The sequence below is a fragment of the uncultured Arenimonas sp. genome, from assembly GCF_963976025.1.
In the GTDB taxonomy this organism is placed as follows: domain Bacteria; phylum Pseudomonadota; class Gammaproteobacteria; order Xanthomonadales; family Xanthomonadaceae; genus Arenimonas.
The window spans coordinates 1-22524 of record NZ_CAXBJS010000003.1; the positions used below are offsets into that span (position 1 = coordinate 1).

At 69.9% G+C, this 22524-nt stretch carries 15 protein-coding genes and 1 pseudogene; 10 read left to right on the forward strand and 6 right to left on the reverse strand.

What is annotated here, in order from left to right:
* Position 1 precedes the first annotated feature (1 nt).
* Both AACZ35_RS00445 and AACZ35_RS00450 read left to right on the forward strand, forming a co-directional pair.
* A complete protein-coding gene (locus AACZ35_RS00445) occupies positions 2 to 595 on the forward strand; it encodes a rhomboid family intramembrane serine protease (protein WP_339824694.1) in 594 nt (197 codons plus the stop codon).
* Positions 592 to 1491, forward strand: a complete 900-nt coding sequence (locus AACZ35_RS00450; RefSeq protein ID WP_339824697.1) for a hypothetical protein — start codon at positions 592 to 594, stop codon at positions 1489 to 1491. The genes AACZ35_RS00445 and AACZ35_RS00450 overlap by 4 nt, the downstream gene beginning before the upstream one ends.
* A gap of 22 nt (positions 1492 to 1513) precedes the next feature.
* Here AACZ35_RS00450 and rapA read toward each other — a convergent pair whose 3' ends face one another.
* The 4 genes and pseudogenes from rapA to AACZ35_RS00470 all read right to left on the reverse strand — a co-directional run bounded on the left by rapA (position 1514) and on the right by AACZ35_RS00470 (position 10829).
* On the reverse strand, positions 1514 to 4357 hold the full coding sequence (gene rapA / locus AACZ35_RS00455) for an RNA polymerase-associated protein RapA (protein WP_339824700.1): 2844 nt from the start codon (positions 4355 to 4357) through the stop codon (positions 1514 to 1516).
* Between the two features lie 129 nt (positions 4358 to 4486).
* Entirely contained in the window at positions 4487 to 6589 is a 2103-nt protein-coding gene (locus AACZ35_RS00460; RefSeq protein WP_339824703.1) for a M13-type metalloendopeptidase, read from the reverse strand.
* A gap of 97 nt (positions 6590 to 6686) precedes the next feature.
* Positions 6687 to 8528, reverse strand: a complete 1842-nt coding sequence (locus tag AACZ35_RS00465; RefSeq protein WP_339824706.1) for a S8 family peptidase — start codon at positions 8526 to 8528, stop codon at positions 6687 to 6689.
* Positions 8529 to 8737: 209 nt separating this feature from the next.
* Positions 8738 to 10829: pseudogene (locus tag AACZ35_RS00470) on the reverse strand (M13 family metallopeptidase).
* A 305-nt stretch (positions 10830 to 11134) separates the two neighbouring features.
* Between AACZ35_RS00470 and serA the strand changes: the two are divergent.
* Positions 11135 to 12697, forward strand: a complete 1563-nt coding sequence (serA, locus tag AACZ35_RS00475; protein WP_339824708.1) for a phosphoglycerate dehydrogenase — start codon at positions 11135 to 11137, stop codon at positions 12695 to 12697.
* A complete protein-coding gene (locus AACZ35_RS00480) occupies positions 12697 to 13344 on the forward strand; it encodes a histidine phosphatase family protein (RefSeq protein ID WP_339824711.1) in 648 nt (215 codons plus the stop codon). Before serA ends, AACZ35_RS00480 begins: the two co-directional genes overlap by 1 nt.
* Here AACZ35_RS00480 and AACZ35_RS00485 read toward each other — a convergent pair.
* Positions 13341 to 16013 carry an HAD-IC family P-type ATPase gene (locus AACZ35_RS00485; protein ID WP_339824714.1) on the reverse strand — a complete coding sequence of 891 codons (2673 nt, stop codon included), beginning with the start codon at positions 16011 to 16013 and terminating at the stop codon, positions 13341 to 13343. The genes AACZ35_RS00480 and AACZ35_RS00485 overlap by 4 nt on opposite strands.
* An 84-nt stretch (positions 16014 to 16097) precedes the next feature.
* Between AACZ35_RS00485 and folC the strand changes: the two genes are divergently transcribed.
* The 6 genes from folC (at position 16098) to AACZ35_RS00515 (ending at position 21955) form a co-directional block, all read left to right on the forward strand.
* On the forward strand, positions 16098 to 17345 hold the full coding sequence (gene folC, locus AACZ35_RS00490) for a bifunctional tetrahydrofolate synthase/dihydrofolate synthase (RefSeq protein ID WP_339824717.1): 1248 nt from the start codon (positions 16098 to 16100) through the stop codon (positions 17343 to 17345).
* Between the two features lie 62 nt (positions 17346 to 17407).
* Positions 17408 to 18400: an SPOR domain-containing protein gene (locus AACZ35_RS00495; RefSeq protein ID WP_339824720.1), complete on the forward strand. Its 993-nt coding sequence runs from the start codon at positions 17408 to 17410 to the stop codon at positions 18398 to 18400.
* A 5-nt stretch (positions 18401 to 18405) separates the two neighbouring features.
* Positions 18406 to 18972 carry a CvpA family protein gene (locus AACZ35_RS00500; RefSeq protein ID WP_339824722.1) on the forward strand — a complete coding sequence of 189 codons (567 nt, stop codon included), beginning with the start codon at positions 18406 to 18408 and terminating at the stop codon, positions 18970 to 18972.
* 3 nt (positions 18973 to 18975) lie between these two features.
* On the forward strand, positions 18976 to 20445 hold the full coding sequence (purF, locus tag AACZ35_RS00505; RefSeq protein ID WP_339824724.1) for an amidophosphoribosyltransferase: 1470 nt from the start codon (positions 18976 to 18978) through the stop codon (positions 20443 to 20445).
* Positions 20438 to 21238 (forward strand): ferritin-like domain-containing protein, encoded by an 801-nt coding sequence (locus AACZ35_RS00510; RefSeq protein WP_339824727.1) that lies wholly within the window; start codon positions 20438 to 20440, stop codon positions 21236 to 21238. Before purF ends, AACZ35_RS00510 begins: the two co-directional genes overlap by 8 nt.
* A gap of 3 nt (positions 21239 to 21241) precedes the next feature.
* Positions 21242 to 21955: a hypothetical protein gene (locus AACZ35_RS00515; protein WP_339824730.1), complete on the forward strand. Its 714-nt coding sequence runs from the start codon at positions 21242 to 21244 to the stop codon at positions 21953 to 21955.
* 2 nt (positions 21956 to 21957) lie between these two features.
* On the opposite strand, the gene AACZ35_RS00520 is transcribed toward AACZ35_RS00515, so the two are convergent.
* Positions 21958 to 22518, reverse strand: a complete 561-nt coding sequence (locus AACZ35_RS00520; protein WP_339824732.1) for a hypothetical protein — start codon at positions 22516 to 22518, stop codon at positions 21958 to 21960.
* Positions 22519 to 22524: the final 6 nt, after the last annotated feature.

The following is a 22524-nucleotide window of genomic DNA, read 5'->3' on the forward strand; positions in this document are numbered from 1 at the left end:
GATGCTGGCGCCGGAAGCCGCGATCCTCTACTTCGCGCTCTGGCCGCTGGGCGATTACCCGATCGGCACCGGCCTCGATGGCCTGCCGGTGACGGTGGGTTTCCTGCCCTGGCAGATCCTCAGCTATGGCCTGCTGCACGGCAGCCTGGGCCATCTGTTCTTCAACGCGCTGGCGATCTATATGTTCGGCGGCTCGCTGGAACAGACCTGGGGCTCGCGCCGGTACCTGTCGTTCTTCGTGGTCTGCGTCGCCGGCGCCGGCCTGATCCAGCTGATCGTGGTCACCAGCGGCATCACCGGCCAGGGCGTGTACCCGACGGTGGGTGCGTCGGGCGGCATCTTCGGCCTGCTCATGGCCTACGGCATGCTGTTCCCGAACCGGCAGATCATGCTGCTGATCCCGCCGATCCCGATGAAGGCGCGCACCTTCGTCATCGTCTTCGGCGCCATCGAACTGCTGATGGGCGTGTTCAACACCGCGTCGGGCATTGCCCACTTCGCGCATCTTGGCGGCATGCTGTTCGGCTGGCTGATGATCCGCTACTGGCGCGGCCAGCCGCCGTTCCGGCCGCGTGGCCCGAAGGCGGTGCGATGAAGGCGCTGGCGTGGGCGCTGGCATTGGCCCTGGCTGCGGGTATTTCCCCTGCCAGTGCCGATGATGCGGGGCTGCCGCTTTGCGTGGCGAAGGACATCGACGCGCATCCGGCGAATCCGGACGGAGACGAAGCCGCGCGGTGGGAAGAAGAGGGTGCCCAGGCGGCGGCATACGAAAAGTTCCAGCTGGGTGCGTTCTACCGGCTGGGGCGCAGCCATCCGGCGGCGCTGGTCGAGCGCGACATCGAAAAAGCGCGCCCGCTGCTGGCACACGCGGCGCTGGGCGGGCAGCTTGCGGCGATGGCGTCGTCGGCCGAACTCGAGCTCGAACACGGCGACCCGATGGCGGGCATGGTCTGGGCCCAGCTCTACGCGTTCTACATGCAGCGCGAACATCCCAGCCAGTTCCGCACCTACCAGGCCGACCTGATCAAGCGCGGCTTCGATGCCTTGCCGCGCGGCGAAAAAACCGACCAGGAGATCGAAGCCCTGGTGCGCGGCTTCCTCGACAAACATGGCGCGCAGATCGACGACGCCCTGGCCTCGAAGGGCGACGAGGGTTCGGCCGGGGATCGCAAATGCCGCCCGGTGCACGAGGTTTATCCCACCCGGCTCGAACTGAAGGGCGACCGCGTGCCCCTGGCCGGTGGCCACGGCGCCGTGAGCCGCCATCGCCTGTACGACCCCGGCCTGGCGATGTACCGACTGCACATAGCGCCTTCGGGCGAAGTGGTTCGGGCCATGGTCGTGGAAAGCCTGCCGGGCCCGGCCGCGGGCAAGGGCCTGATGCGGTCGGTGCAGCGACTCCGGTTCAATCCGGTGGCTGAAGACGCGCCGACGCGCGTCGTACTGCTGCCCATGTCCTACGACGACAGTTCGGTGCGGATTCGGGACTGAAGTCCCTCCCGCAAGGGCGCAGTCAGCGGCGCAGTTGCAGGAAGTCGGTGCTGGCGACCAGGCGCAGGCTGTCCAGGCGCGGGCGCGCGGTGGGCAGGGCGGCGAGTACGGCTTCGCGTTCGGCTTCCAGGGCGGCGATCTCGGCGGGACGCACCGCCGGGTTCACGTGTGCAAGGGCGCGCAGGCGCTGGATTTCCGCGGACAGGGTTTCGTCGGCGCGGGCCAGGGCGGCGTCGATGCGCTCCTGCGCCGCGGCTTTGGCGGCGTCGCGGCAGCGCTCGAGCATGGGTGGTACCAGCGCCGCCAATACTTTGCGCTGCGGGCCCAGGTCGAACACACGGTCGCCGGCGCGGTGGCGGGCGCGATCGCCGGGCGAGAAGTCCGGACGCTGCTGCAGGCGGGTGTCGATGGCCACCGACAGCGGCGTCGGCGGCAGCCAGCGTTCGATGTCCAGGCGCGGGTCGGCGACACATTCGATGATGTTCACTGCCTCCAGCACGACGGTGCGCGGCGGCAGCACGTCATCGACCAGGAAGGCGGCGTTGCCGCTTTCGCCGGAGATCAGCAGGTCGGTGGCGGTCAGCATCAGCGGGTGGTCGGGGCGCAGGTAGAGCAGGTCGTCGCGGGCCAGCGCGGTGGCGCGGTCGGTGGTGCAGGCGCGCATGCCCTGGCGCAGTTCCTCGAAGCCGTCCACGGTCAGGTGCTCGGGGTCGAGCAGCCAGGTGTTGGGGCCCAGGGCCTCGTTGTGCACGCCGAAACTTTCCAGCAGGCGCAGCGGGAAGTCGTCCAGCGCGGCGTGCTGGTCGTCGGCCTGCAGCGCCTTGCGCAGCGCGTCGCGCTCGCCCAGGCCGCGGCTGCCCAGTTCCAGCAGGCGGTCGCGGCCCTCGGCGATCAGCCGCGCCACTTCGGCGTGGCGCGCGCGGGTGCGTTCAAGCAGTTCGCCAAACGCCGGCTCGCGGGCGTCGGCGTCCATGGCCGCCAGCTGCAGCAGTTCGGCGCCGAATCCGCGCAGCATCTCGCGGCCGTCGGCCAGTACCTGGCGGAAGGCGTCCAGGCCTTCGTGCAGCCAGCGCTGCAGCACTTCCTGGGCGCTGCCGGCCACCGCAGCGGCGTGCAGGTTGACGTCGCCGGCCTGGCCGATGCGGTCGAGGCGCCCGATGCGCTGCTCGAGCATGTCCGGGTGCAGCGGCAGGTCCCAGAACACCAGGTGCTGGGCGAACTGGAAGTTGCGGCCTTCGGCGCCGATCTCGCTCGAGACCAGCAGGCGCGCGCCTTCCGGGTCGGCGAAAAACGCGGCGTTGCGGTCGCGCTGCAGCAGGTTCATGTCTTCGTGGAAACGCGCCACCTGCAGACCGGTGCGCAGGCGCAGGGCTTCTTCGATGGCCTGCACCTTGGCGCGCGAACGGCACAGCAGCAGCACCTTGGCCGGGGCCAGGGCGTCGAGCGTGTCGAGCAGCCAGTCCATGCGCGGGTCGCGGGTGAAGTCGTGCGCGGGCTCGTCGTCGGTTTCGCCGACGTCGTGCGCGAACTCGGCGCGCAGCGTGCCCAGCACGGTCGGGTCTTCGGGCTCGGGCAGAGTCGCCAGGTGCGGGAAACGCACGGGGAAACCGCCGACGGCGGCGCGGCGGTTGCGCACCATCACCCGGCCGGTGCCGTGGCGGTCGACCAGGTCGGCCAGCAGGGCGTCGCGGGAAGCGGCGTCGCCGGCGGCGATACGCGCCAGGCGCTGGGCCAGGTGGTCGCCGTCTTCCGGGAACAGACCGGCCAGGGTTTCCATGTCTTCGGTGGTCAGCGCCTGGTCGTCGAGCAGGCGGCCGGCCAGGGCCGACAGGCCCTGGTAACCGCGGGTTTCGGCGCGGAAGGCTTCCAGGTCGGTGTAACGCGCCGGGTCGAGCAGGCGCAGGCGGGCGAAGTGGCCGCCCAGGCCCAGCTGTTCGGGCGTGGCCGTGAGCAGCAGCAGGCCCGGCGTGCGCGCCGACAGCGATTCAACCAGGGCGTAACCCGGGCTGGTGAATTCGGGGGTCCAGACCAGGTGGTGGGCTTCGTCCACCAGCAGCAGGTCCCAGCCGGCGGCCAGGGCCTGGCGGGCGCGCTTTTCATGGCTGGCCAGCCAGTCCACCGAGGCGATGACGCACTGTTCGTCCTCGAAGGGATTGGCCTTGGGTTCGGTCATCTCCAGCGATTCGCAGCGCTCTTCGTCGTAGATGGCGAAGGGCAGGTTGAAGCGCCGCAGCAGTTCGACGAACCACTGGTTGACCAGGCTTTCGGGAACCAGCACCAGCACCCGGCGGGCGCGGCCCGAGGCCAGCATTTGCGCGGTGACCAGGCAGGCTTCGATGGTCTTGCCCAGGCCGACCTCGTCGGCCAGCAGCAGGCGCGGCGGCCGGCGCGCGGCGGCGGCCTCGGCCACCTGCAGCTGGTGGGGCACCAGGTCGATGCGCGCGCCCAGCACGCCCCAGCCCGGATGCGCGCGCGCTTCGGCGCGGCGGCGCAGGCATTCCACCCGGAACTCGAACTGGTCGTTGCGATCCACCCGGCCCGACAGCAGGCGCGAATCGGCCTGCGACACCGGCTGTTCGGCGTCGAGCGCGCCTTCGGGGTGCCACTGGCCGTCGCACAGGTAGTGCACGTGGCCTTCGCGGTCCTCGACCTGTTCGACGGTCTTGTCGCTGCCCTCGACGCGCACGCGCTCGCCGGGGCGGAACACGGCGCGCAGCAGCGGCGCCGAGCCCAGGGCGTACATGCGCACCACGCCGGTGCCGGTGAAAACGATCTGCACCTGGCGGCCGGCCAGGCGCAGCACCGTGCCCAGGCCGAGTTCGGGCTCGGCGCTGGAGAACCAGCGTTGGCCGGGGGAAAAAAGCATGTGTGGCTCCACTCGGGGGAGGGCGATTCTACCGCCCCGCGGCAGGCTGGCCCAATCGGATGTGCCCCTGCCTGAACGCAAACGGCCCGGGCAAGCCCGGGCCGTCCTTGGAGCGGGGTGCCTGGCGGCTTACCAGATCGAGACGCGATCGGCCTCCGGCCGCACCATGGCGTCGCCTTCCTGGCAGCTGAAGGCGGCCGCGAAGACCGGCAGGTTCGACGGCGCGCCGATGGCCCGGAAGCCGGCCGGGGCGTGCGGATCGGTCTGCAGGCGCACGCGCAGCTCCTCGTCCTTGAAGTTGCGGCGCCAGACGGTGGCCCAGTTCATGAAGAAGCGCTGGTCCTGGGTGTAACCGTCGATCTCGCCGACCTTCTTGTTCTCGAGGTCGCGCTGCAGGGCGTCGAAGGCAACGGCCAGGCCGCCCAGGTCGGCGATGTTCTCGCCCAGGGTCAGGTTGCCGTTGACGTGCAGGCCGTCGATGGACTCGTAGGCGTCGAACTGCGCCACCAGCTGGTCGGTGCGCGACTGGAAACCTTCCTTGTCCTTGTCGCTCCACCAGTTCTCGAAGTTGCCCGAGGCACCGAAGCGGCTGCCCTGATCGTCGTAGCCGTGGATCATTTCGTGGCCGATCACCGCACCGATGCCGCCGTAGTTCAGGGCCGGGTCGGCGTCGATGTCGAAGAACGGCGGCTGCAGGATGGCGGCCGGGAACACGATCTCGTTCGCCAGCGGGTTGTAGTAGGCGTTGACCGTCTGCGGGCTCATGCCCCATTCGCTCTTGTCCACCGGCTTGCCGATCTTGGCCAGGTTGAAGCGGTAGTTGAACGCGTTGGCCGCCATCAGGTTGGCCACGTAGGCATCGCGGCTGGTGGCCAGGCCACTCCAGTCACGCCACTTGTCCGGGTAGCCGATCTTCGGGGTGAAGGCGGCCCACTTTTCGATCGCCTTTTCCTTGGTTTCCGCGCCCATCCATTCGAGGTTCTCGATGCGGGTCTTGAGCGCGTCCGACAGGTTGCCGACCAGGTCCTGCATGCGTTCCTTGGCTTCGGGCGGGAAGGCCACGGCCACGTATTCCTGGCCCAGGGCTTCGCCCATCTGGCCGTTGATGGTGTTCAGGACGCGCTTCCAGCGCGGCTGCATTTCCTGCTGGCCGCGCAGGGTCTTGCCGTAGAAGTTGAAGTTCTCTTCGGCGAAGGCGTTGGCCAGGAAGGGCGCGGCGTTGTCGATCGCGTGGAAGCGCAGGTAGGCCTGCCAGTTTTCAACCGGCACGTCGGCCAGCATCGCGCTGACCTCGGCGTGGAAGTCGGGCTGGGCCAGCGAGAACATTTCCGGCGCCGGCACGCCCTGGGAATCGAAGAAACGCGACCAGGTGAAGTTCGGGCTGACCGCGTCGGCCTGCTCCAGGTTGACCGGGTTGTAGTACTTGGACACGTCGCGGGAGAGTTCTTCGCTCGACAGCGACTTGCCGGCCAGGCGGGTCTCGAAGTCCATCACGGCCCGGGCCTGGGTGGCGGCGGCTTCGGCGTCGGCGCCGGCCAGTTCCAGCACCTTGGCGATGTGCGCGACGTAGGCTTCGCGGATGGCGGCGTGTTTTTCGTCGAAGTAATAACCCTTGTCCGGCAGGCCCAGGCCACCCTGGGTGGCGTAGGCGATGTTCATGCTCGAGTTCTTGAAATCGGCCTCGGGGCCGAAACCGAACACGAAGGCCTGGCCCTTGGCGTAGCTGTCGCGCAGCCACTGGGCCACGGCGTCGCCGGAGTCGAGCGCGGCGATGCCGTCGAGCATCGGCTGCAGCGGCGCCAGGCCGGCGGCTTCGATGGCGGCCTCGTCCATGCCGGTGGCCCAGATGTCACCGATCAGCTTGGCGGTGCCTTCGGCGTCCGGGCGGGCGGCGAGGTTTTCAACCAGGGCGTGCTGGATTTCCAGCGAACGCTCGGCCAGCAGTTCGAAGCTGCCCCAGGTGGTGCGGTCGGCGGGCACCGGGTTGGCGGCCAGCCACTTGCCGTTGACGAACTGGTTGAGGTCGGTGCAGGCCGACACGCTGGTGTCGAGGTCGGTGGCCTGCAGGGCGATCACCGGGGTTTTCAGGCCCGACATGTCGATGGCGGGCGCGGCGGTTTCGCCGGCGGTTTCCACGGCCGTGGTGTCGGCGGTGTCGGTCTTCTGGCAGGCGGCCAGGGCGACGGTGACGGCAAGCGCCAGCGTCAGGGGTTTGGCGTAACGAAGGTTCAAGGTGTTCTCCGGGCCCCGGTTCGGGGGCGGTTGGGCGGGGCGCCCGTCGGGGCGTGGCAGCCGTCGCGTCCCTTGAGTTGGCACTTTGGCCCTTCGATCAGTAGTGACCGATACCGAAGCGGAAGAGCATGCTGGCCGTGTTGTTGCGGGCCATCGGGTCGTCGTTGCTGCTGCCGGCGGTGCCCGTGGCCTGGACCTGGACCGAGCGCGCCGAGGTGGCGGTGAACTTGATCAGGTCGTTCTGGCGGTTCGGGTAATTGCCCGCGAAGTCGCAGCGCATGATCCGGGCGTTACGGGTCGGCGCCTGCTCGGCACAGCTCCAGCCGGCCGGCGCGTCGACGGTGAGGCCTTCCACGCGGTTGGTGATTTCCATTTCCAGGTAGGTGCCGGCGGCATCACCCGGGCCACGGTTGCGCACGGAGAAGCCAAACGTCACTTCACGCGCGTAGGTGATCGCGGCCGGACGGCTGGCGTAGACGGCCAGGTCCGCCGGACCCGGGATGAAGCCCGCGGCCTCGACCAGCGCATGGGCGTCGAGCAGGCCCGGGCCGCAGCCCTGCGGGCAGGGAACGACCATCGGATAGGCGGTGGCGGCCAGCTGGCTGGTCACTTCGGCCGGGGTCCACAGCGGCAGGCCGAGGGCCAGGCGGCGGCTCTGGGCCAGGGCGATGGCGCCGGACACGTGCGGGGCCGCCATCGAGGTGCCCGAGTAGTAGACGTAGTTCGGTGCGCCGGGAACGGTCTCGCCGCTGTTGAGCGTGGACGCGATGGTCGAGCCCGGCGCCGTGATCTCGATGCTGGGGCCGAAGTTGGAGAAGCCCGAACGCGCACCGGCGACGTCGCTGGACGCGACGGTGACGACGTTCGCGCAGTTGGCCGGCACGAAGAACGAGGCGTCGTAATTGCTGTTGCCCGCCGAAACCACCACGGTGGTGCCGCGCGAGACGGCGCTGTCCACGGCGGCCTGGATGAGGGGATGGCAGGACGCGAAGCCGCCGAGGGACAGGTTCACGACGTCGGCCGCATCGCCGGGCGCCAGATCGGGTACGCCGGGCACGGAGCCGCCCGAGGCCCAGATGATCGCCTCGAGGATGTCGATGAAGCTGCCGCCGCCGGTGCCGAGCACGCGCACCGGCATCACGCGGGCGTTGAAGGCCGTGCCGGCCAGGCCGCTGGCGTTGTTGGTGACCGCTGCGACGGTGCCGGCGACGTGGGTGCCGTGCCAGCTGCTGCGGGCGAATTCGGGGAACGCCGGCGGCTCTTCCCAGTCACCCGGGTCGCTCGGGTCGGCGTCGCGGCCGTCACCGTCGTTGGACACCTCGGGCACGCTGATGAAGTCGTAGCCCGGCACGATGTTCGCGTTCAGGTCCGGGTGGTTGGTGATGCCGGTGTCGAGCACGGCCACGCGGATGCCGCTGCCGTCGGCCAGGTCCCAGGCCGCTTCGGCGCGGATGCCGGTGCTGGTGTTGGAGAACGCCCACTGCGCGAAGTAGAGCGGGTCGTTGGGAATCATGTGCGCTTCAAGCATCCAGTCCACCTGCACCGACTCGACGCCCGGCAGGCTGGCGATCTCGCGCAGCACGGCTTCGGCCGCGGCGCGGTCGAGCTTGCGGTTCACGCCCAGAACTTCGGCGCCCAGCGCCATCGGGCGCAGGTAGCTGGCCATGGCGGGCGCCTGCGGCGCGGCGTCGCCGGACTTGGCCATCGGCTGGCCCTGCAGGGCGCGGTTGGCGGCCATCACGACGGCGTCCATGGACGAACCGCCGGACTTGGCGGCGACGGCATCATCGTTGAACTTGACGATGAAACGCTCGAACTGCTGGCCGGAATCGAGGCCGGCGCTGATGACTTCGCCAGCCTGGGCGGCGGTGCCGGCGAAGGCCATGGCGGTGGCGAGCGCGAGCGCGCGCAGGCGGTGCTTGCGTGAGGTGGTGGTCACTAGGTATTTCCCCTGAACTTTGATCGGAATATGCCGCGCGGCGGCGGCGCCTTGGACGGACGGCCCGGTCGGTGTTCCCCAACGACCAGACGGATGTGCCGTAAGTCCGAATATACGGTTTCGCGCCCCGATTTGGGACGGACTTCACAAAAAAAAGCGCCCCGGGCAGCGGAACTGCCCGGGGCGGGGTGCTTTGTGTCCGGTTTTGCTTACCAGATGACGACGCGGTCCTCGCCCGAACGCACCATCTTGTCGCCTTCCTTGCACTCGAAGGCTTCGGCGAAGGCCGGCAGGTTGGACGGGGCGCCGATCGCCCGGAACATGCCCGGGCTGTGCGGGCCGACGGTGATCTGCTGCTTGAGCTGGGCTTCGGTGAAGGCGATGCGCCAGACCGTGGCCCAGTTCATGAAGAAGCGCTGGTCCTGGCTGTAGCCGTCGATCATCGGGTCGGTGAAACCCTCGCCCTGGGCGCGCTGCAGCGCGTCATGGGCGACGGTGACGCCGCCGAGGTCGGCGATGTTCTCGCCCAGGCCCAGCTTGCCGTTCACGAACAGGCCCGGCAGGGCCTCGTAGCCGCTGTACTGGTCGGCCAGCTTGGCGGTGGCGGCCTCGAACTTCTCGCGGTCCTGGTCGGTCCACCAGTTGGCCATGTTGCCGTGGGCGTCGAACTTGCTGCCCTGGTCGTCGAAGCCGTGCAGCATTTCGTGGCCGATCACGGCGCCGATGCCGCCGTAGTTGAGCGCGTCGTCGGCGTTCACGTCGAAGAAGGGCGGCTGCAGGATGGCGGCCGGGAACACGATCTCGTTGGCGGTGGCGCGGTAGTAGGCGTTCACCGTCTGCGGGCTCATGCCCCATTCGCTGCGGTCGACCGGCTTGCCGATCTTGTCGAGCATGTAGCGGTAGTTGAAGGCCGAGGCGGCGAGCAGGTTGCCGGCGTAACTTTCATCCGAAACCTCCAGGCCGCTCCAGTCGCGCCACTTGTCCGGGTAGCCGACCTTGGGCGTGAACGAGGACCACTTCTCGATGGCCTTGGCCTTGGTGTCCTCGCTCATCCACTCCAGGTTTTCCAGGCGGGTCTTGAGCGAGGCCATCAGGTTGCCGACCAGCTCTTCCATCTTGGCCTTGGACTCGGGCGGGAAGGCCTGTTCGACATAGAGCTGGCCGAAGCCTTCGCCCATCGAGCCGTTGAGCGCGCCCAGCACGCGCTTCCAGCGTTCCTGCATTTCCTTCTGGCCGCGCAGGGTCTTGCCGTAGAACTCGAAGTTGCGTTCGGCGAAGGCGTTCGACAGGTAGGGCGAGGCCTCGTCGATGGTGCGGAAGCGCAGCCAGGTCTTCCAGGTCTCCAGCGGCACGTCGGCCAGCATGGCGTCCACTTCCTTGAAGAAGGTGGGCATCGGCAGCGAGAAGGTCTGCGGCGCATCGACGTCGAGCGCGGTGAAGAACTGCGTCCAGCTGAAGTTCGGCGTGCTGGCGTCGGCGTCGGCCAGCGACACCGGGTTGTAGCGGGTCGCGAAGTTCCAGGCGGCCCAGCGAGGCCTGGGCCAGGCGGGTTTCGAAGGCCAGCACGTCCTGCGCCTGGGCCTTCGCGGTTTCTTCGTCCGAACCGGCCAGCTGCATCAGCGCGGCCACGTGTTCGACGAAGGCGGCGCGGGCGGTTTTGTAGTCCTCGCGGTCTTCCAGGTAGTAGGCGCGCTCGGGCAGCGACAGGCCGCCCTGGCTGGCGTAGGCGATGTTGGTGGTGGAGTCGTTGTAGTCGGCCATCGCGTAGAAGCCGAACAGCATGCCCTGGCCGCGGCCGTAGGCATCGCCGATGTAGGCCGGGATGTCGGCATTCGAGGCCAGTGCGTCGATGCGGTCGAGTTCGGGCTGCACCGGCGCCAGGCCCGCCGCTTCGATCGCCGCTTCGTCCATGCCGGCGGCGAAGAAGTCGCCGACCTTCTGTTCCATGCTGCCCTGCGGCCATTCGCCGGCGGCGGCCGCCTTGGCGATTTCGTGCTGCACCTGCAGGGAACGTTCGCCCAGCGCCGGGAAGGCGCCCCAGGTGGTGCGGTCGCCCGGCACCGGGTTGGCGGCAAGCCACCTGGAGTTCACGAAACCATTGAAGTCCTGGCAGGCCTGGATGCTGGTGTCGAGGTCCTGGGCCTTGAGCGAGATCGGCTGCTGCTGCACCTGGGCCAGGTCGACCTGCAGCTTCGGCGCCTCCGGCGCGGCGGCGGTGGCGGCGGGTTCTTCCGCCTTCTGGCAGGCGGCCAGCGTCAGGGATACGGAAAGCGCCAGGGCAAGCGGCTTGAGGCGGGTCATGGGCGGAACCTTTGCATGGGACGAAGCTGCCGAGCCTAGGGCATGCGGCGCGCCGGCGAGTAGGCCAGAGGTCATGGTCCGGGACTGGCGGCGACGGCGGCGGCTCTGCTACCGTCGGGGCGTTGGTCCTGGACTCCCATGCTCTTGAAGCCCCGTCTCCAGACCCGAAGTCACGCCGGTGGCGTCGTTCCGCATCGGCTTTCTGATGGTCCTAGCGTCGTCCTCTTCACGTGCATGTACGCGGTCGCCCCGGCGATCGCCTGGCCGTCCCGGCCCCCCATGAACCGTGAACGAGGAGTGTGGCGATGCGCGTATTGGCCTGTGATGGCATCCATGAAGACGGCCTGGACCTGTTCCGCAAGGCCGGCTGGACCGTTGAAATCAGCGACCCGATAAAAGACCCCAAGGCGCTGGCCGACAAGCTGGCCGGCTTTGACGCCATTCTGGTGCGTTCGGCCACCCAGGTGCCGGGCGACGCCCTGGCCAAGGCCGCGCAGCTTAAGGTGATCGGCCGCGCCGGCGCCGGCGTCGACACCATCGACGTCGAAGCCGCCACCGCCCGCGGCATCGCCGTGATGAACGCGCCCGACGGCAATACCCTGGCCGCGGCCGAACACGCCATCTCGCTGCTGTTCGCCCTGGCCCGGCACGTGCCGCGCGCCGACGCCGGCATGAAGGCCGGTGAATGGCCCAAGGCCGGACTCACCGGCTTCGAACTCGAGGGCAAGAAGCTCGGCGTGATCGGCCTGGGCCGCATCGGCGCCACCGTCGCGCGCAAGGCCCTGGGCATCGGCATGGAAGTGGCCGCCTACGATCCTTTCCTGCCTGCTTCCGCCGCCGGCAAGGGCAGCGTGCCGCTGATGGCGCTCGACGACCTGCTGGCCTGGGCCGACGTGGTGACGCTGCACATCCCGCGCACCAAGGACACCACCAACCTGCTCGACGAAACGCGCCTGCGCCTGCTCAAGCCCGGCGCCTTTGTCATCAACGCCGCGCGCGGCGGCCTGCTCGACGAACAGGCCCTGCTCAAACTGCTTGACGAAGGCCACCTGGCCGGCGCCGCGCTCGACACCTTCGCCACCGAGCCGCTGCCCAAGGACTCGGCCCTGCGCAACCACCCGCGCCTGGTGCTGACCCCGCACCTGGGCGCCAGCACCGGCGAAGCCCAGCAGGCGGTCAGCACGATCCTGGCGCGGCAGATCATCGACTTCGTCGCCACGGGCGCCGTTGCCGGCTGCGTCAACCTGCCGCCGCTTACGCCCGAAACCGCGCGCGAAGTCGGCCCCTGGATGCCGCTGATGACCGCGCTGGGCAAGCTGGCCGGCCGGCTGGTGCCGGCGCCGGTGAAGCTGCAGGTCACTTACGCCGGCCGCACCGAGGGTCTGGACACGCGGCCGCTGACGCGCCTGCTGGTGGCGGCGCTGCTGGGCCCGGCTTCGGGCCGGGTGACGCCGGTGAACGCGCTGCACGAAGCGGCGGCGCGTGGCCTGGAAGTTGCCGAAACCCTGGGCGGCGACGGCGACGGTTTCGACCGCCTGCTGCGCATCCGCGTCGAGGGCGGCGGCCAGTCGCGTGAAATCGAGGCCACGCTTCACCGCGGTCCGCGCGTGGTGCGCCTGGACGGCGTCGAACTCGACTTCGACCCGCTGGCGCACGTGCTGCTGATGCGCAACGAAGACAAACCCGGCGTCATCGGCCTGGTCGGTTCGCACCTGGGCGCGGCCGGCGTGAACATCGTCAACTTCTCGCTCGGCGCCACCGGCGACGGCGGCGCCGTTGCGGCGATAACCGTCGACCGCGAGGTCGCCGCCCCGCAGCTGCAGTCGCTGCGCGGCATCCCCGGCATCGTTTCGATGGAGCAGCTGTGATGCGCATCCTGCTTGCCCGCCACGGCGAAACACCCTGGAACGCCGAAGGCCGCTACCAGGGCCAGCATGACATCGCGCTGTCGGAAACCGGCGAACGCCAGGCGCGGCTGCTGGGCGACCGCCTGCGCGACATGCCGATAACGCGCGCGGTGGCCTCGCCGCTGTCGCGCGCGCGCCGCACCGCCGAACTCGCGCTCGGCGAAGAACGCGCCGGCCTGCTCAAGCTCGACCGCGACCTGCAGGAAATCGCCCACGGCGACTGGGAAGGCCTGCTGGCCAGCGAGATCCGCGCCCGCGACCCGAATCGCCTGCGCGCCTGGCGCGATTCCCCGGAAACCGTGCAGATGCCCGGCGGCGGTGAATCGATCGTGCAGGTCTTCGACCGCGCCTGGCCGGCTTTCGCCCGCGCCTGCAAAGGCCTGGGCGAGGGCGACACGCTGCTGGTGGTGGCGCACGACGCGGTCAACCGCGTCCTGCTTTGCCGGGTGCTGGGCCTGCCGCTGTCGCGGCTGTGGTCATTCCGGCAGGCTCCGACCACGCTCAACCTGCTCGAAGGCCCCGCCGCCGACGCGCTGGAGGTGGTGCGCCTGAATGACTGCAACCACCACACGCCGCTGTTCGGCGAGGCGGTTCACCGGGCGCTCTAGGCCGGGCTGCGGCGCAGCCTCAGTGCCTTGTCGACTTCAAGCACCACCAGCAGGACGACGCCCAGCGACACCACCACCAGGCCGTCCGCCAGCGGCACGGCGGTGGTGCCGAACACCTGCTGAAGGGCCGGGACGTAGGTGATCGCGAACTGCGCCGCGGTCACCAGCGTTATCGTCAGCCAGATCACCGGCGTGCCCTTGATCGCCTGCAGGTTGAACGAGGTGCCGTGCAGGTTGCGCACGTGGAAGAGGTGGAAGATCTCCAGCACCACCAGCGTGTTCACTGCCAGCGTGCGCGCCAGTTCGATCGAATGCCCGCGCGCAAGTGTCCACTCGAAGATGCCGAACACCGCCAGCATGAACAGGCCGGCGACCAGCGTGATGTGCCAGGCCAGGCTGCGGTCGAGCAAGGGCTCGTCGGGCCGGCGCGGCGGCCGGCGCATCGTATTGGGCTCGGTCGGTTCGAAAGCCAGGGCCAGGCCCAGGGTGATCGCCGTGGCCAGGTTCACCCAAAGGATCTGCACGGGTGTCACCGGTAGCGCCAGGCCGGCCAGCAGGGCCACGATGATCGTTCCGGCTTCGCCGGCATTGGTGGGCAGGGTCCAGCGGATGACCTTGCGCAGGTTGTCGTAGACCGTGCGTCCCTCGCGCACGGCGGCGGCGATCGAGGCGAAGTTGTCGTCGGCCAGCACCAGTTCCGATGCCTCCTTCGCCGCTTCGCTGCCCTTGCGGCCCATTGCGATGCCGGCATCGGCCCGCTTCAGCGCGGGCGCGTCGTTGACGCCGTCGCCGGTCATCGCGACCACGCGGCCCAGCGACTGCAGCGCCATCACCAGGCGCAGCTTGTGTTCGGGACTGGTGCGGGCAAAAACGTCGGTGCGATCGACCGCGGCGCGCAGGGCTTCGTCGTCGAGCTCGTCCAGGTCGGTGCCGGTGAGCACCGCGTCCGGGGCTTCCAGCCCGACCTGGGCGCCAATGGCGGCCGCCGTGCCGGCGTGGTCGCCGGTGATCATCTTCACGCGTATGCCGGCGCGGCGGCACTCGGCGACCGCGGCCACCGCCTCCGGTCGCGGCGGATCGATCAGGCCGACCAGGCCCAGCAACACCAGGGGGCCCTCGACGTCGGCGAAATCCAGGCTCGTGCTGCCCGGTGGCATGTCCCGGGAGGCGAAGGCCAGGACCCGCTGGCCGCGTGCGGCGATGGCGTCGGCGGCCTCGCGCCAGGTCTGGGTATCGAGCGGCTCGTCGCCTGCTTCGCCGCGCTGGCATGCGCACATCGCCAACAAACGTTCCGGAGCGCCTTTGGCCAGGGCGACCACGTGCCCGTCGTGGTCGTGATGCAGGCTGGCCATGAAGCGGTGGCGGGCGTCGAAGGGGATGGCGTCAACCCGCGGCCAGTCGGCGCCAATACGCTGCAGGTCGATGCCGGCCTTGCCGGCGAAGGCGAGCAGCGCGCCCTCCATCGGGTCACCTTCGACCTGCCACTCGCCTTCGCGGCTGTGCAGCGCGGCCTCGTTGCACAGGGCAGCGGCGCGTGCCAGCCCGGCCAGCGCCGCCGCCGGCCCTTCGCCTGCGTCTTCGCGGACCAGCAAACCCTGCGGCGCATAACCTTCGCCTTCCACGCGGTAGCTGGCGCCGGCGAGCGCCACGGTCGCCACCACCATTTCATTGCGGGTCAGCGTGCCGGTCTTGTCGGTGCAGATGACCGATACCGCGCCCAGGGTTTCGATCGCCGGAAGCCGGCGCACGATCGCGTTGCGCCGCGCCATGGCCTGCACGCCGACGGCCAGCGTGATGGTCAGCACGGCCGGCAGGCCCTCGGGAATGGCCGATACCGCCAGGCCGACCACGGCCATGAAAACCTCGCTGAAAGGCCGGTCGCCAAGGAAGTGGCCCGCGACCAGCAGCAGCGCCGAGGCGGCAAGGATCACGATGCTCAGGCCGCGGGCAAAGGCGTCCATCTGCCGCACCAGCGGCGTCTCCAGCGTCTCGACCCGCGTCAGCAGGCCGCTGATGCGGCCGATCTCGGTGTCCGCCCCGGTGCCAACCACCAGGCCGCGGCCCTGGCCGGCGGTAACCAGCGTGCCGCTGAATGCCAGGCAGCTGCGGTCGCCCAGCGGGGCATCGGCTGCGACCGCGTCCAGCTGCTTGTCCACCGGCACCGATTCACCAGTGAGCAGGGCTTCCTGGACCTGCAGCCCGCGCACCTGCAGCAGTCGCAGGTCGGCCGGTACGCGGTCGCCGGCCTCCAGCAGCACGACGTCGCCCGGCACCAGCGTGCTGGCGTCCACGCCCACGCGGCGGCCGTCGCGCAGCACCGCCGCGCGTGGCGCCAGCAGTCCGCGCAGCGCTTCCATCGCCCGCTCGGCCTTGCCTTCCTGGACATGGCCGATGATCGCGTTGGCGAGCACCACCGCCACGATGACCGCGGTGTCCACGCCGTGGCCCAGCGCGGCGGTCACGGCGGCGGCGGCCAGCAGCACGTAGATCAGGATGTTGTTGAACTGCCGCAGGAGGCGGATCAGGGGGTGGGTGCGCGCCGGTTCCGGCAGCCGGTTGGGTCCCTGGTCAAGGAGCCGGCGCGCCGCCTCGGGCGCGGACAGGCCGTCCGGCGAGGCATCCAGCGCCTGGGTCGCGTCCCGTCCTGACGTCGCATGCCACTGGGCCATGCCCTGCAGGTTAGGGCAAACCCAAGCCACGAACCATCGGGGGCTGGCTGTCACAAGCCCGGCGACGGCCGGATAATGCATCCCATGACGCGCACCCTCGAACAGTGGCTTCACTACCAGCAGCAGGTCCACCCCAAGTCCATCGACATGGGCCTTGAACGCGTGGGCGAGGTGGCGCGGCGGCTTGGCCTGGGCCGGCCGGCGCGACGGGTCATCACCGTCGGCGGCACCAATGGCAAGGGTTCGACGGTGGCCTTCATCGAGGCGATCGCGCGCGCGGCGGGCCTGAAGGTCGGTGCCTACACGTCGCCGCACCTGCTGCGCTACAACGAACGCGTGCGCATCGATGGCGCCGATGCCGGCGACGCCGCGCTGGTGGCGGCCTTCGAACGCATCGAGGCCGCGCGCGGCGACACGCCGCTGACCTATTTCGAGTTCGGAACCCTGGCCGCGCTGCTGCTGTTCGAAGCCGCCGGACTCGACCTGGCCGTGCTCGAGGTCGGCCTGGGTGGCCGCCTGGACGCCACCAACATCATCGACCCCGACTGCGCGGTAATCACCACCGTCGACCTGGACCACCAGGACTACCTGGGCGACGACCGCGAAAGCATCGGCTTCGAAAAAGCCGGCATCCTGCGCGCCGGCAAACCCTGCGTGCTGGCCGAGAAGGACCCGCCGTCGTCGGTGCTGCGCCATGCCTACGCCATCGGCGCCTTCGCCATCCGCGGGTTTTCCGATTACCTGGTCGACGACCTGGACACGGGCTGGCGCTGGCGCGAGCCGGGCTATGAAATCGACCTGCCCGATCCGGCGATGCCGGCGCCCGCCCAGCGCGGCAACGCCGCGGCCGCCATCGCCGCGCTGCGGGCGCTGGACCTGCCGGTTCCCGACCAGGCCCTGCGCGAGGGCGTGGCGACGGCGCGCGCGCCCGGGCGGCTGCAGGTGTTGCCCGGTTCGCCCGAAACGGTGCTGGACGTGGCGCACAACCCGCAGGGCGCCCGCCAGCTCGCTGATTGGCTTGCGGCCAACCCCAAGCCCACCGTGGCCGTGTTCAGCGCCCTGGCCGACAAGGACCTGGCCGGCATCTGCCAGCCACTCGCGCCCTGGCTGCAGGCCTGGCACCTGGGCCCGATCACCGACGCCGGCGCGCGCGGCCTGCCGGTCGATGAACTGGCGCGCCGCCTGGGTGATGAACTGCCCGCCGACATCCTGTTCGCCCACCGAAGCCTGGCCGACGCCCGAAGCGCGGCGGCCGCGGCGGCCGGCAAGGACGGCCGCGTGCTGGTGTTCGGCTCTTTCCACACGGTGGCTGAAGCCCTGGCATCGGTCTGACCCGGCTGGCCGGGCATCCCGGCTATAATTCGCGCCACTCCTCCGGCCGGACCGAACTCGCGATGGATTCCGCCCTGAAACAGCGCCTGATCGGCGCCGCCGTGCTGGTGGCGCTGGCAATGATCTTCCTGCCCATGCTGCTGCAGGGCCCCGACGTCGGCGAGCCCGACGCCGCGCAGGTGCCGCTGTCCATGCCGGCCGCGCCCGACCAGGAATTCGAGACCCGCGAACTGCCGCTGGCGGTGCCCCAGCCGGCCGGTGAAGGTTCGGTGCTGGGCGGTCCGTCCGCGCCCGCCGCCGACCCCAACGCCGTCGCCACCGTGGATATCGACGGCGATGCCGCGCCGCGCGTGGACGCGCCGGCCGAAGAACCTGTCGATCCCTCCGAACCGCTGCAGGCCGTGGACGCCGCCAGCGGTGAAGCCCTGGCCGCCGCGCCCGCCGCGCAGCCGGTGCCCGAACCGGAACCCGAACCCGCCGCCAGCCCCGCGCCGGCCGCGCCCGCCGCACCCTTGCCGGCCAGCAGCGCCGGCGGCCGCTACGCGGTGAACGTCGGCAGCTTCTCCAACCTGGCCAATGCCCGGGCCCTGGCCGACAAGCTGCGCGCCGCCGGACTGCCGGTCACCAGCGAATCGGTGGACGTCAACGGCAAGCCGGCCATGCGCGTGCGCGTGGGGCCCTACGCCGAGCGCACGGTCGCCGAGGCCGCGCGCCTGCGTGCCGAAGGCGTGTCGGGCACGCGCACGGTGGTGGTCACGCTCGACGCCGCCAGTCCGCCGGCGCCGGCGGCCGCGAGCCGACCGGCCACGGCGGCCACCGTCGGTTTCGCCGTGCAGCTGGGCGCGTTCAGCACCGAAGCCGATGCCAACGCCCTGCGCGACAAGGCGCGGGCGGCGGGTTTTGTTGCCTTCCACCAGCGCATCGCCACCGACAACGGCCTGGTCTGGCGCGTGCGCGTGGGTCCCGAGGCCGACCGCGCCGCCGCCGAACGCCTGCGCGATTCGATCGCCGACAAGCTGGGCCTGCGCGAAACGATCATCGTGTCCCATCCCTGACGCTGATGCTGAACTGGGCCGACTATGCCTTGCTGCTGGTGCTGGCGGTCTCGATGGCCATCGGCCTGTGGCGGGGCTTCGTGGTCGAGGTGCTGTCGCTGACGGTCTGGGTCGCCGCCTTCTGGCTGGCGATCGCGTTCGGCGCCCAGGCTTCGGGCCTGTTCACGGGCGTGGGCGCGGCGTCGGCCCAGCTGTTCCTGGGTTACGCCAGCGTTTTCCTCGGCGTACTGTTGCTTGGTGGCCTGGTGACCTGGGCCATCGGCAAGCTCATCGCCAACACCGGGCTGTCGGCCACCGATCGGGTGCTCGGCCTGGGTTTTGGCCTGGCGCGCGGCGTGGTGCTGGCCTGCGTGGCGGTGATGCTGCTGGGCTTCACGCCGGTGCCGCGCGACGCCTGGTGGACCCAGTCGCGCTTCATGCCCTCGGTGCAGCAGGGCGCGGAATGGATGGCCGGCTTCCTGCCGCCCGTGGCCGCGCAGGAGCTTTTTTTCCCGGTGCCCGGCATGACGCTGCCCGAACCTTCCAACGGCCCGCCGCCTGACGCGGACGGCCAGACTTTCCCGGAGACCTGAACCATGTGCGGCATCATCGGAATCGCCGGCGCGAGCGACGTCGCGGCGGCCCTGTACGACGGCCTGATGGTGCTCCAGCACCGCGGCCAGGACGCGGCCGGCATCGCCACGATGGACGGCCATCGCCTGCGTGTGCACAAGGGCAATGGCCTGGTGAAGGACGTCTTCGACGAACGCGCCATGGCCCTGCTGACCGGTGCGGTGGGCATCGGCCACTGCCGCTACCCGACGGCGGGCTCGGAAGGCACCGACGAAGCGCAGCCGTTCTACGTCAACTCGCCCTACGGCATCGCGCTGGCGCACAACGGCAACCTGATCAACACCGACGCCCTGCGCCAGATGGTGTTCGAACAGGACAAGCGCAACATCAACACCGAGTCCGATTCCGAGGTGCTGCTCAACGTGTTCGCGCACGAGCTGCAGGTGCTGGGCCGGCTCGACGCCAAGGCGGCGGCCACGGCCGTGGCCAGCGTGCACCGGCGCTGCACCGGTGGTTACGCGGCGGTGGCGATGGTGCTGGGCCTGGGCCTGGTGGCCTTCCGCGATCCGCACGGCATCCGGCCTCTGGTGCTGGGCAAGCGCGAAATCAACGGCCGCGATGAATACGCCGTGGCCTCCGAATCCGTGGCCCTGGACATCCTGGGCTTCCGCCGCGAACGCGACCTGCTGCCGGGCGAGGTGGTGGTCATCACCCCGGAAGGCCAGCTCTACGCCGAGGCCGTGGTGCAGGAACAGCCGCAGGCGCCCTGCATCTTCGAATACGTGTACTTCGCGCGCCCGGACTCGATGATCGAAAACATCTCGGTGCACAAGGCGCGCATGCGCATGGGCGTGACCCTGGGCCAGAAGATCCTGCGCCTGCGTCCCGACCACGACATCGACACCGTGATTCCCATCCCCGACACCTCGCGCGATGCCGCGCTCGAGCTGGCCAACGTGCTGGGCGTGAAATACCGCGAAGGTTTCATCAAGAACCGCTACGTCGGCCGCACCTTCATCATGCCGGGGCAGGGCGAGCGCAAGAAGTCGGTGCGCCGCAAGCTCAATCCGATCCCGCTGGAGTTCAAGGGCCGGGTGGTGCTGCTGGTGGACGATTCGATCGTGCGTGGCACCACCAGCCAGCAGATCGTGCAGATGGCGCGCGACGCCGGCGCCCGCAAGGTCTACCTGGCCTCGGCGGCGCCACCGGTGCGGCACCCGAACATCTACGGCATCGACATGCCGTCGGTGGACGAACTGGTGGCCAACGGCCGCAGCGAAGCCGAGATCGAAAAGCTGCTCGGCTGCGACTGGCTGATCTACCAGGACCTGGCCGACCTGGAAGCCGCGGTCGCCGGCCCGAAGTTCCCGGGCCGCCGCTTCGACAGTTCCTGCTTCAGCGGCGAATACGTCACCGGCGTCGAACCCGGCTACTTCGAACGCCTGCAGCAACTGCGCTCCGACGACGCCAAACGGAAACGTCGGGGTGCCTGATCTTTTCCAGGCCGCGGCATCGTGCATCGCCGCGACCGACCCGGCCGGGAAGCTTCGGCTGACGCATGCGGCGACGGCGGCGTTCCGGGCGGGGGAGCTGGCGGTGCCGGACGATGCGCCGGCACCTGCTGACATCGGCGCCCCCGGTCGGCCGGAGCGGCCGCGGCTGGTGCTGCCGCGCGAGGTGCCGCAGCGTGGCCTGGGCAGCGTCGAGGGTCGGGCGGCCTTCCTGCATGCCATCGCCCACATCGAGTTCAACGCGGTCAACCTGGCCTGGGACGCGGTCTATCGTTTTCGCGGCATGCCGCATGCGTACTACGCGGACTGGGTCGGCGTGGCCGACGACGAGGCGCGGCACTTCGCCATGCTCTCGGCGCGGCTGGAGGAACTCGGATTCGCCTACGGCGACTTCGACGCCCACAACGGCCTGTGGGAAATGGCCGAAAAAACCGCCGACAGTGGCCTCCGGCGCATGGCCCTGGTGCCGCGCGTGCTCGAGGCCCGCGGCCTGGACGTGACGCCGGGCATGATCGCGCGCCTGCGTTCGAACGGCGACCCGGCCTCGGCCGACATCCTGGAAGTGATCCTGTCCGAAGAAGTCGCGCACGTCGCCGCGGGCACCCGCTGGTACCACTGGCACTGCGAACGCGCGGGACTGTCGCCTGGCCGCGAATTCATCCGGCTGGTGCGCGAGACCGTGCGCGGCGGCATGCGCGGGCCGTTCAACCGGCCGGCGCGGCTGGCCGCCGGCTTCGAAGAAGACGAGATCCGCAGCCTCGAAACCATGGAGTAGAAAATGAAGGCTTTGCCGACACGACTGATGTCCATGCTGCTGGTGCTGCTGCTGGCGGCCTGCCAGCCCGAGCCGGTGGATCCGGCCACCGACGAAGCCGCCGGCGCGAAGATGCTGGCGCTGTACGAGGCGGCGCGCGCCGGTGGCGACTATGAAATCGCCGAGATGCACGGCAACCAGCTCGACCAGTCGCACCGCAAGACCCAGGCCGCGGCGACCATGCGCGAAAGCTTCGACGAGGTCGTGGCGCAGGCCGACGCCATGCGCGAGAAGCGCCGCCTGCTGGGTCTGTGGGACTACCAGTCGGTGGCCGTGGAAGGCGGCACCCAGCATTCGGCGGCCATCTACAGCAAGGTGCCACGGCATTCGATGGAAGAAGGTGGTCCGGCGCCGCGTCCGGAGGCCCGGCTGGTGCTGCGCCGGCACCCGGAGTGGGGCGAAAGCGCCTACCTGGTGCTGCAGATGTCCACGCTGCGCTGTGGCCCGCCCTGCCGGCTCAAGATCCGCTTCGACGACGCGCCGGCGCGCGAGTTCGCCGGCGAACCGGCCGACACCGGCACCGGCCCGGCCCTGTTCATCAAGGACGAGCCCGGTTTCCTGGAGGCGATGTCGGAAGCCGAACGCGTGCGCATCGAACTGCCGCGCAACGGCGTGCTGGTGCCCAAATTCGAGTTCGAAGTCGGAGGCTACCGGCCGGAGCTTTACCGCGGCGGCTGAAGTTACAGCCGCCCGAGCGCGGTCCGCGCCAGGCTTTCCAGGGCCTCGCGCGTCTGCGCGGCGTCCACCGGCGTGGGCTGGCCGAAGGTGATCAGCTGCAGGCCGAGGCTGATGGAGTCGCCGTCTTCGGACACCGCGATCACCTGGGCGCCGTTGACCAGCCAGGCTTCCTCGCCCAGGTCCAGCGCTTCCTGGGCCATCCCGGCGTAGTTTTCCTTGCGCATGTCGAAGGCTGCGCGGTTGCCGGCCTGCAGGATCAGCTGCGCTTCGTCCACTTCCGCCAGGTCATAGGTGCAGCCGCTTCCGCGAGCACCCCGGCCGCCCGCGCGCTTGACGGTGAGCTTTCCGGCAAACGCATCGGTGATGTCGCTGGCGGACAGCAGGTCGCAATCGCCCCGGGGGGCGGCGGCCTCGGTGTTCGTGGACGTGGCCTGCGGCTGCGATGGCGCCGCCGTCGCTGCACCTTCCGCCGCGTCCGTGGCATCGCGGGACGGGGCAGGTGCCTGCGAACAGGCGGTGAGCGTAGCCAGCACCAGGCCGGCGAGGGGAAAACGGAGGGACATGGCGTT

Coding starts and splice junctions, on each gene's coding strand:
- AACZ35_RS00445 (WP_339824694.1), top strand. CDS start 2: ATGCTGGCGCCGGAAGCCGCGATCCTCTACTTCGCGCTCTGGCCGCTG.
- AACZ35_RS00450 (WP_339824697.1), top strand. CDS start 592: ATGAAGGCGCTGGCGTGGGCGCTGGCATTGGCCCTGGCTGCGGGTATT.
- rapA (WP_339824700.1), bottom strand. CDS start 4,357: ATGCTTTTTTCCCCCGGCCAACGCTGGTTCTCCAGCGCCGAGCCCGAA.
- serA (WP_339824708.1), top strand. CDS start 11,135: ATGCGCGTATTGGCCTGTGATGGCATCCATGAAGACGGCCTGGACCTG.
- AACZ35_RS00480 (WP_339824711.1), top strand. CDS start 12,697: ATGCGCATCCTGCTTGCCCGCCACGGCGAAACACCCTGGAACGCCGAA.
- AACZ35_RS00485 (WP_339824714.1), bottom strand. CDS start 16,013: ATGGCCCAGTGGCATGCGACGTCAGGACGGGACGCGACCCAGGCGCTG.
- folC (WP_339824717.1), top strand. CDS start 16,098: ATGACGCGCACCCTCGAACAGTGGCTTCACTACCAGCAGCAGGTCCAC.
- AACZ35_RS00495 (WP_339824720.1), top strand. CDS start 17,408: ATGGATTCCGCCCTGAAACAGCGCCTGATCGGCGCCGCCGTGCTGGTG.
- AACZ35_RS00500 (WP_339824722.1), top strand. CDS start 18,406: ATGCTGAACTGGGCCGACTATGCCTTGCTGCTGGTGCTGGCGGTCTCG.
- purF (WP_339824724.1), top strand. CDS start 18,976: ATGTGCGGCATCATCGGAATCGCCGGCGCGAGCGACGTCGCGGCGGCC.
- AACZ35_RS00515 (WP_339824730.1), top strand. CDS start 21,242: ATGAAGGCTTTGCCGACACGACTGATGTCCATGCTGCTGGTGCTGCTG.
- AACZ35_RS00520 (WP_339824732.1), bottom strand. CDS start 22,518: ATGTCCCTCCGTTTTCCCCTCGCCGGCCTGGTGCTGGCTACGCTCACC.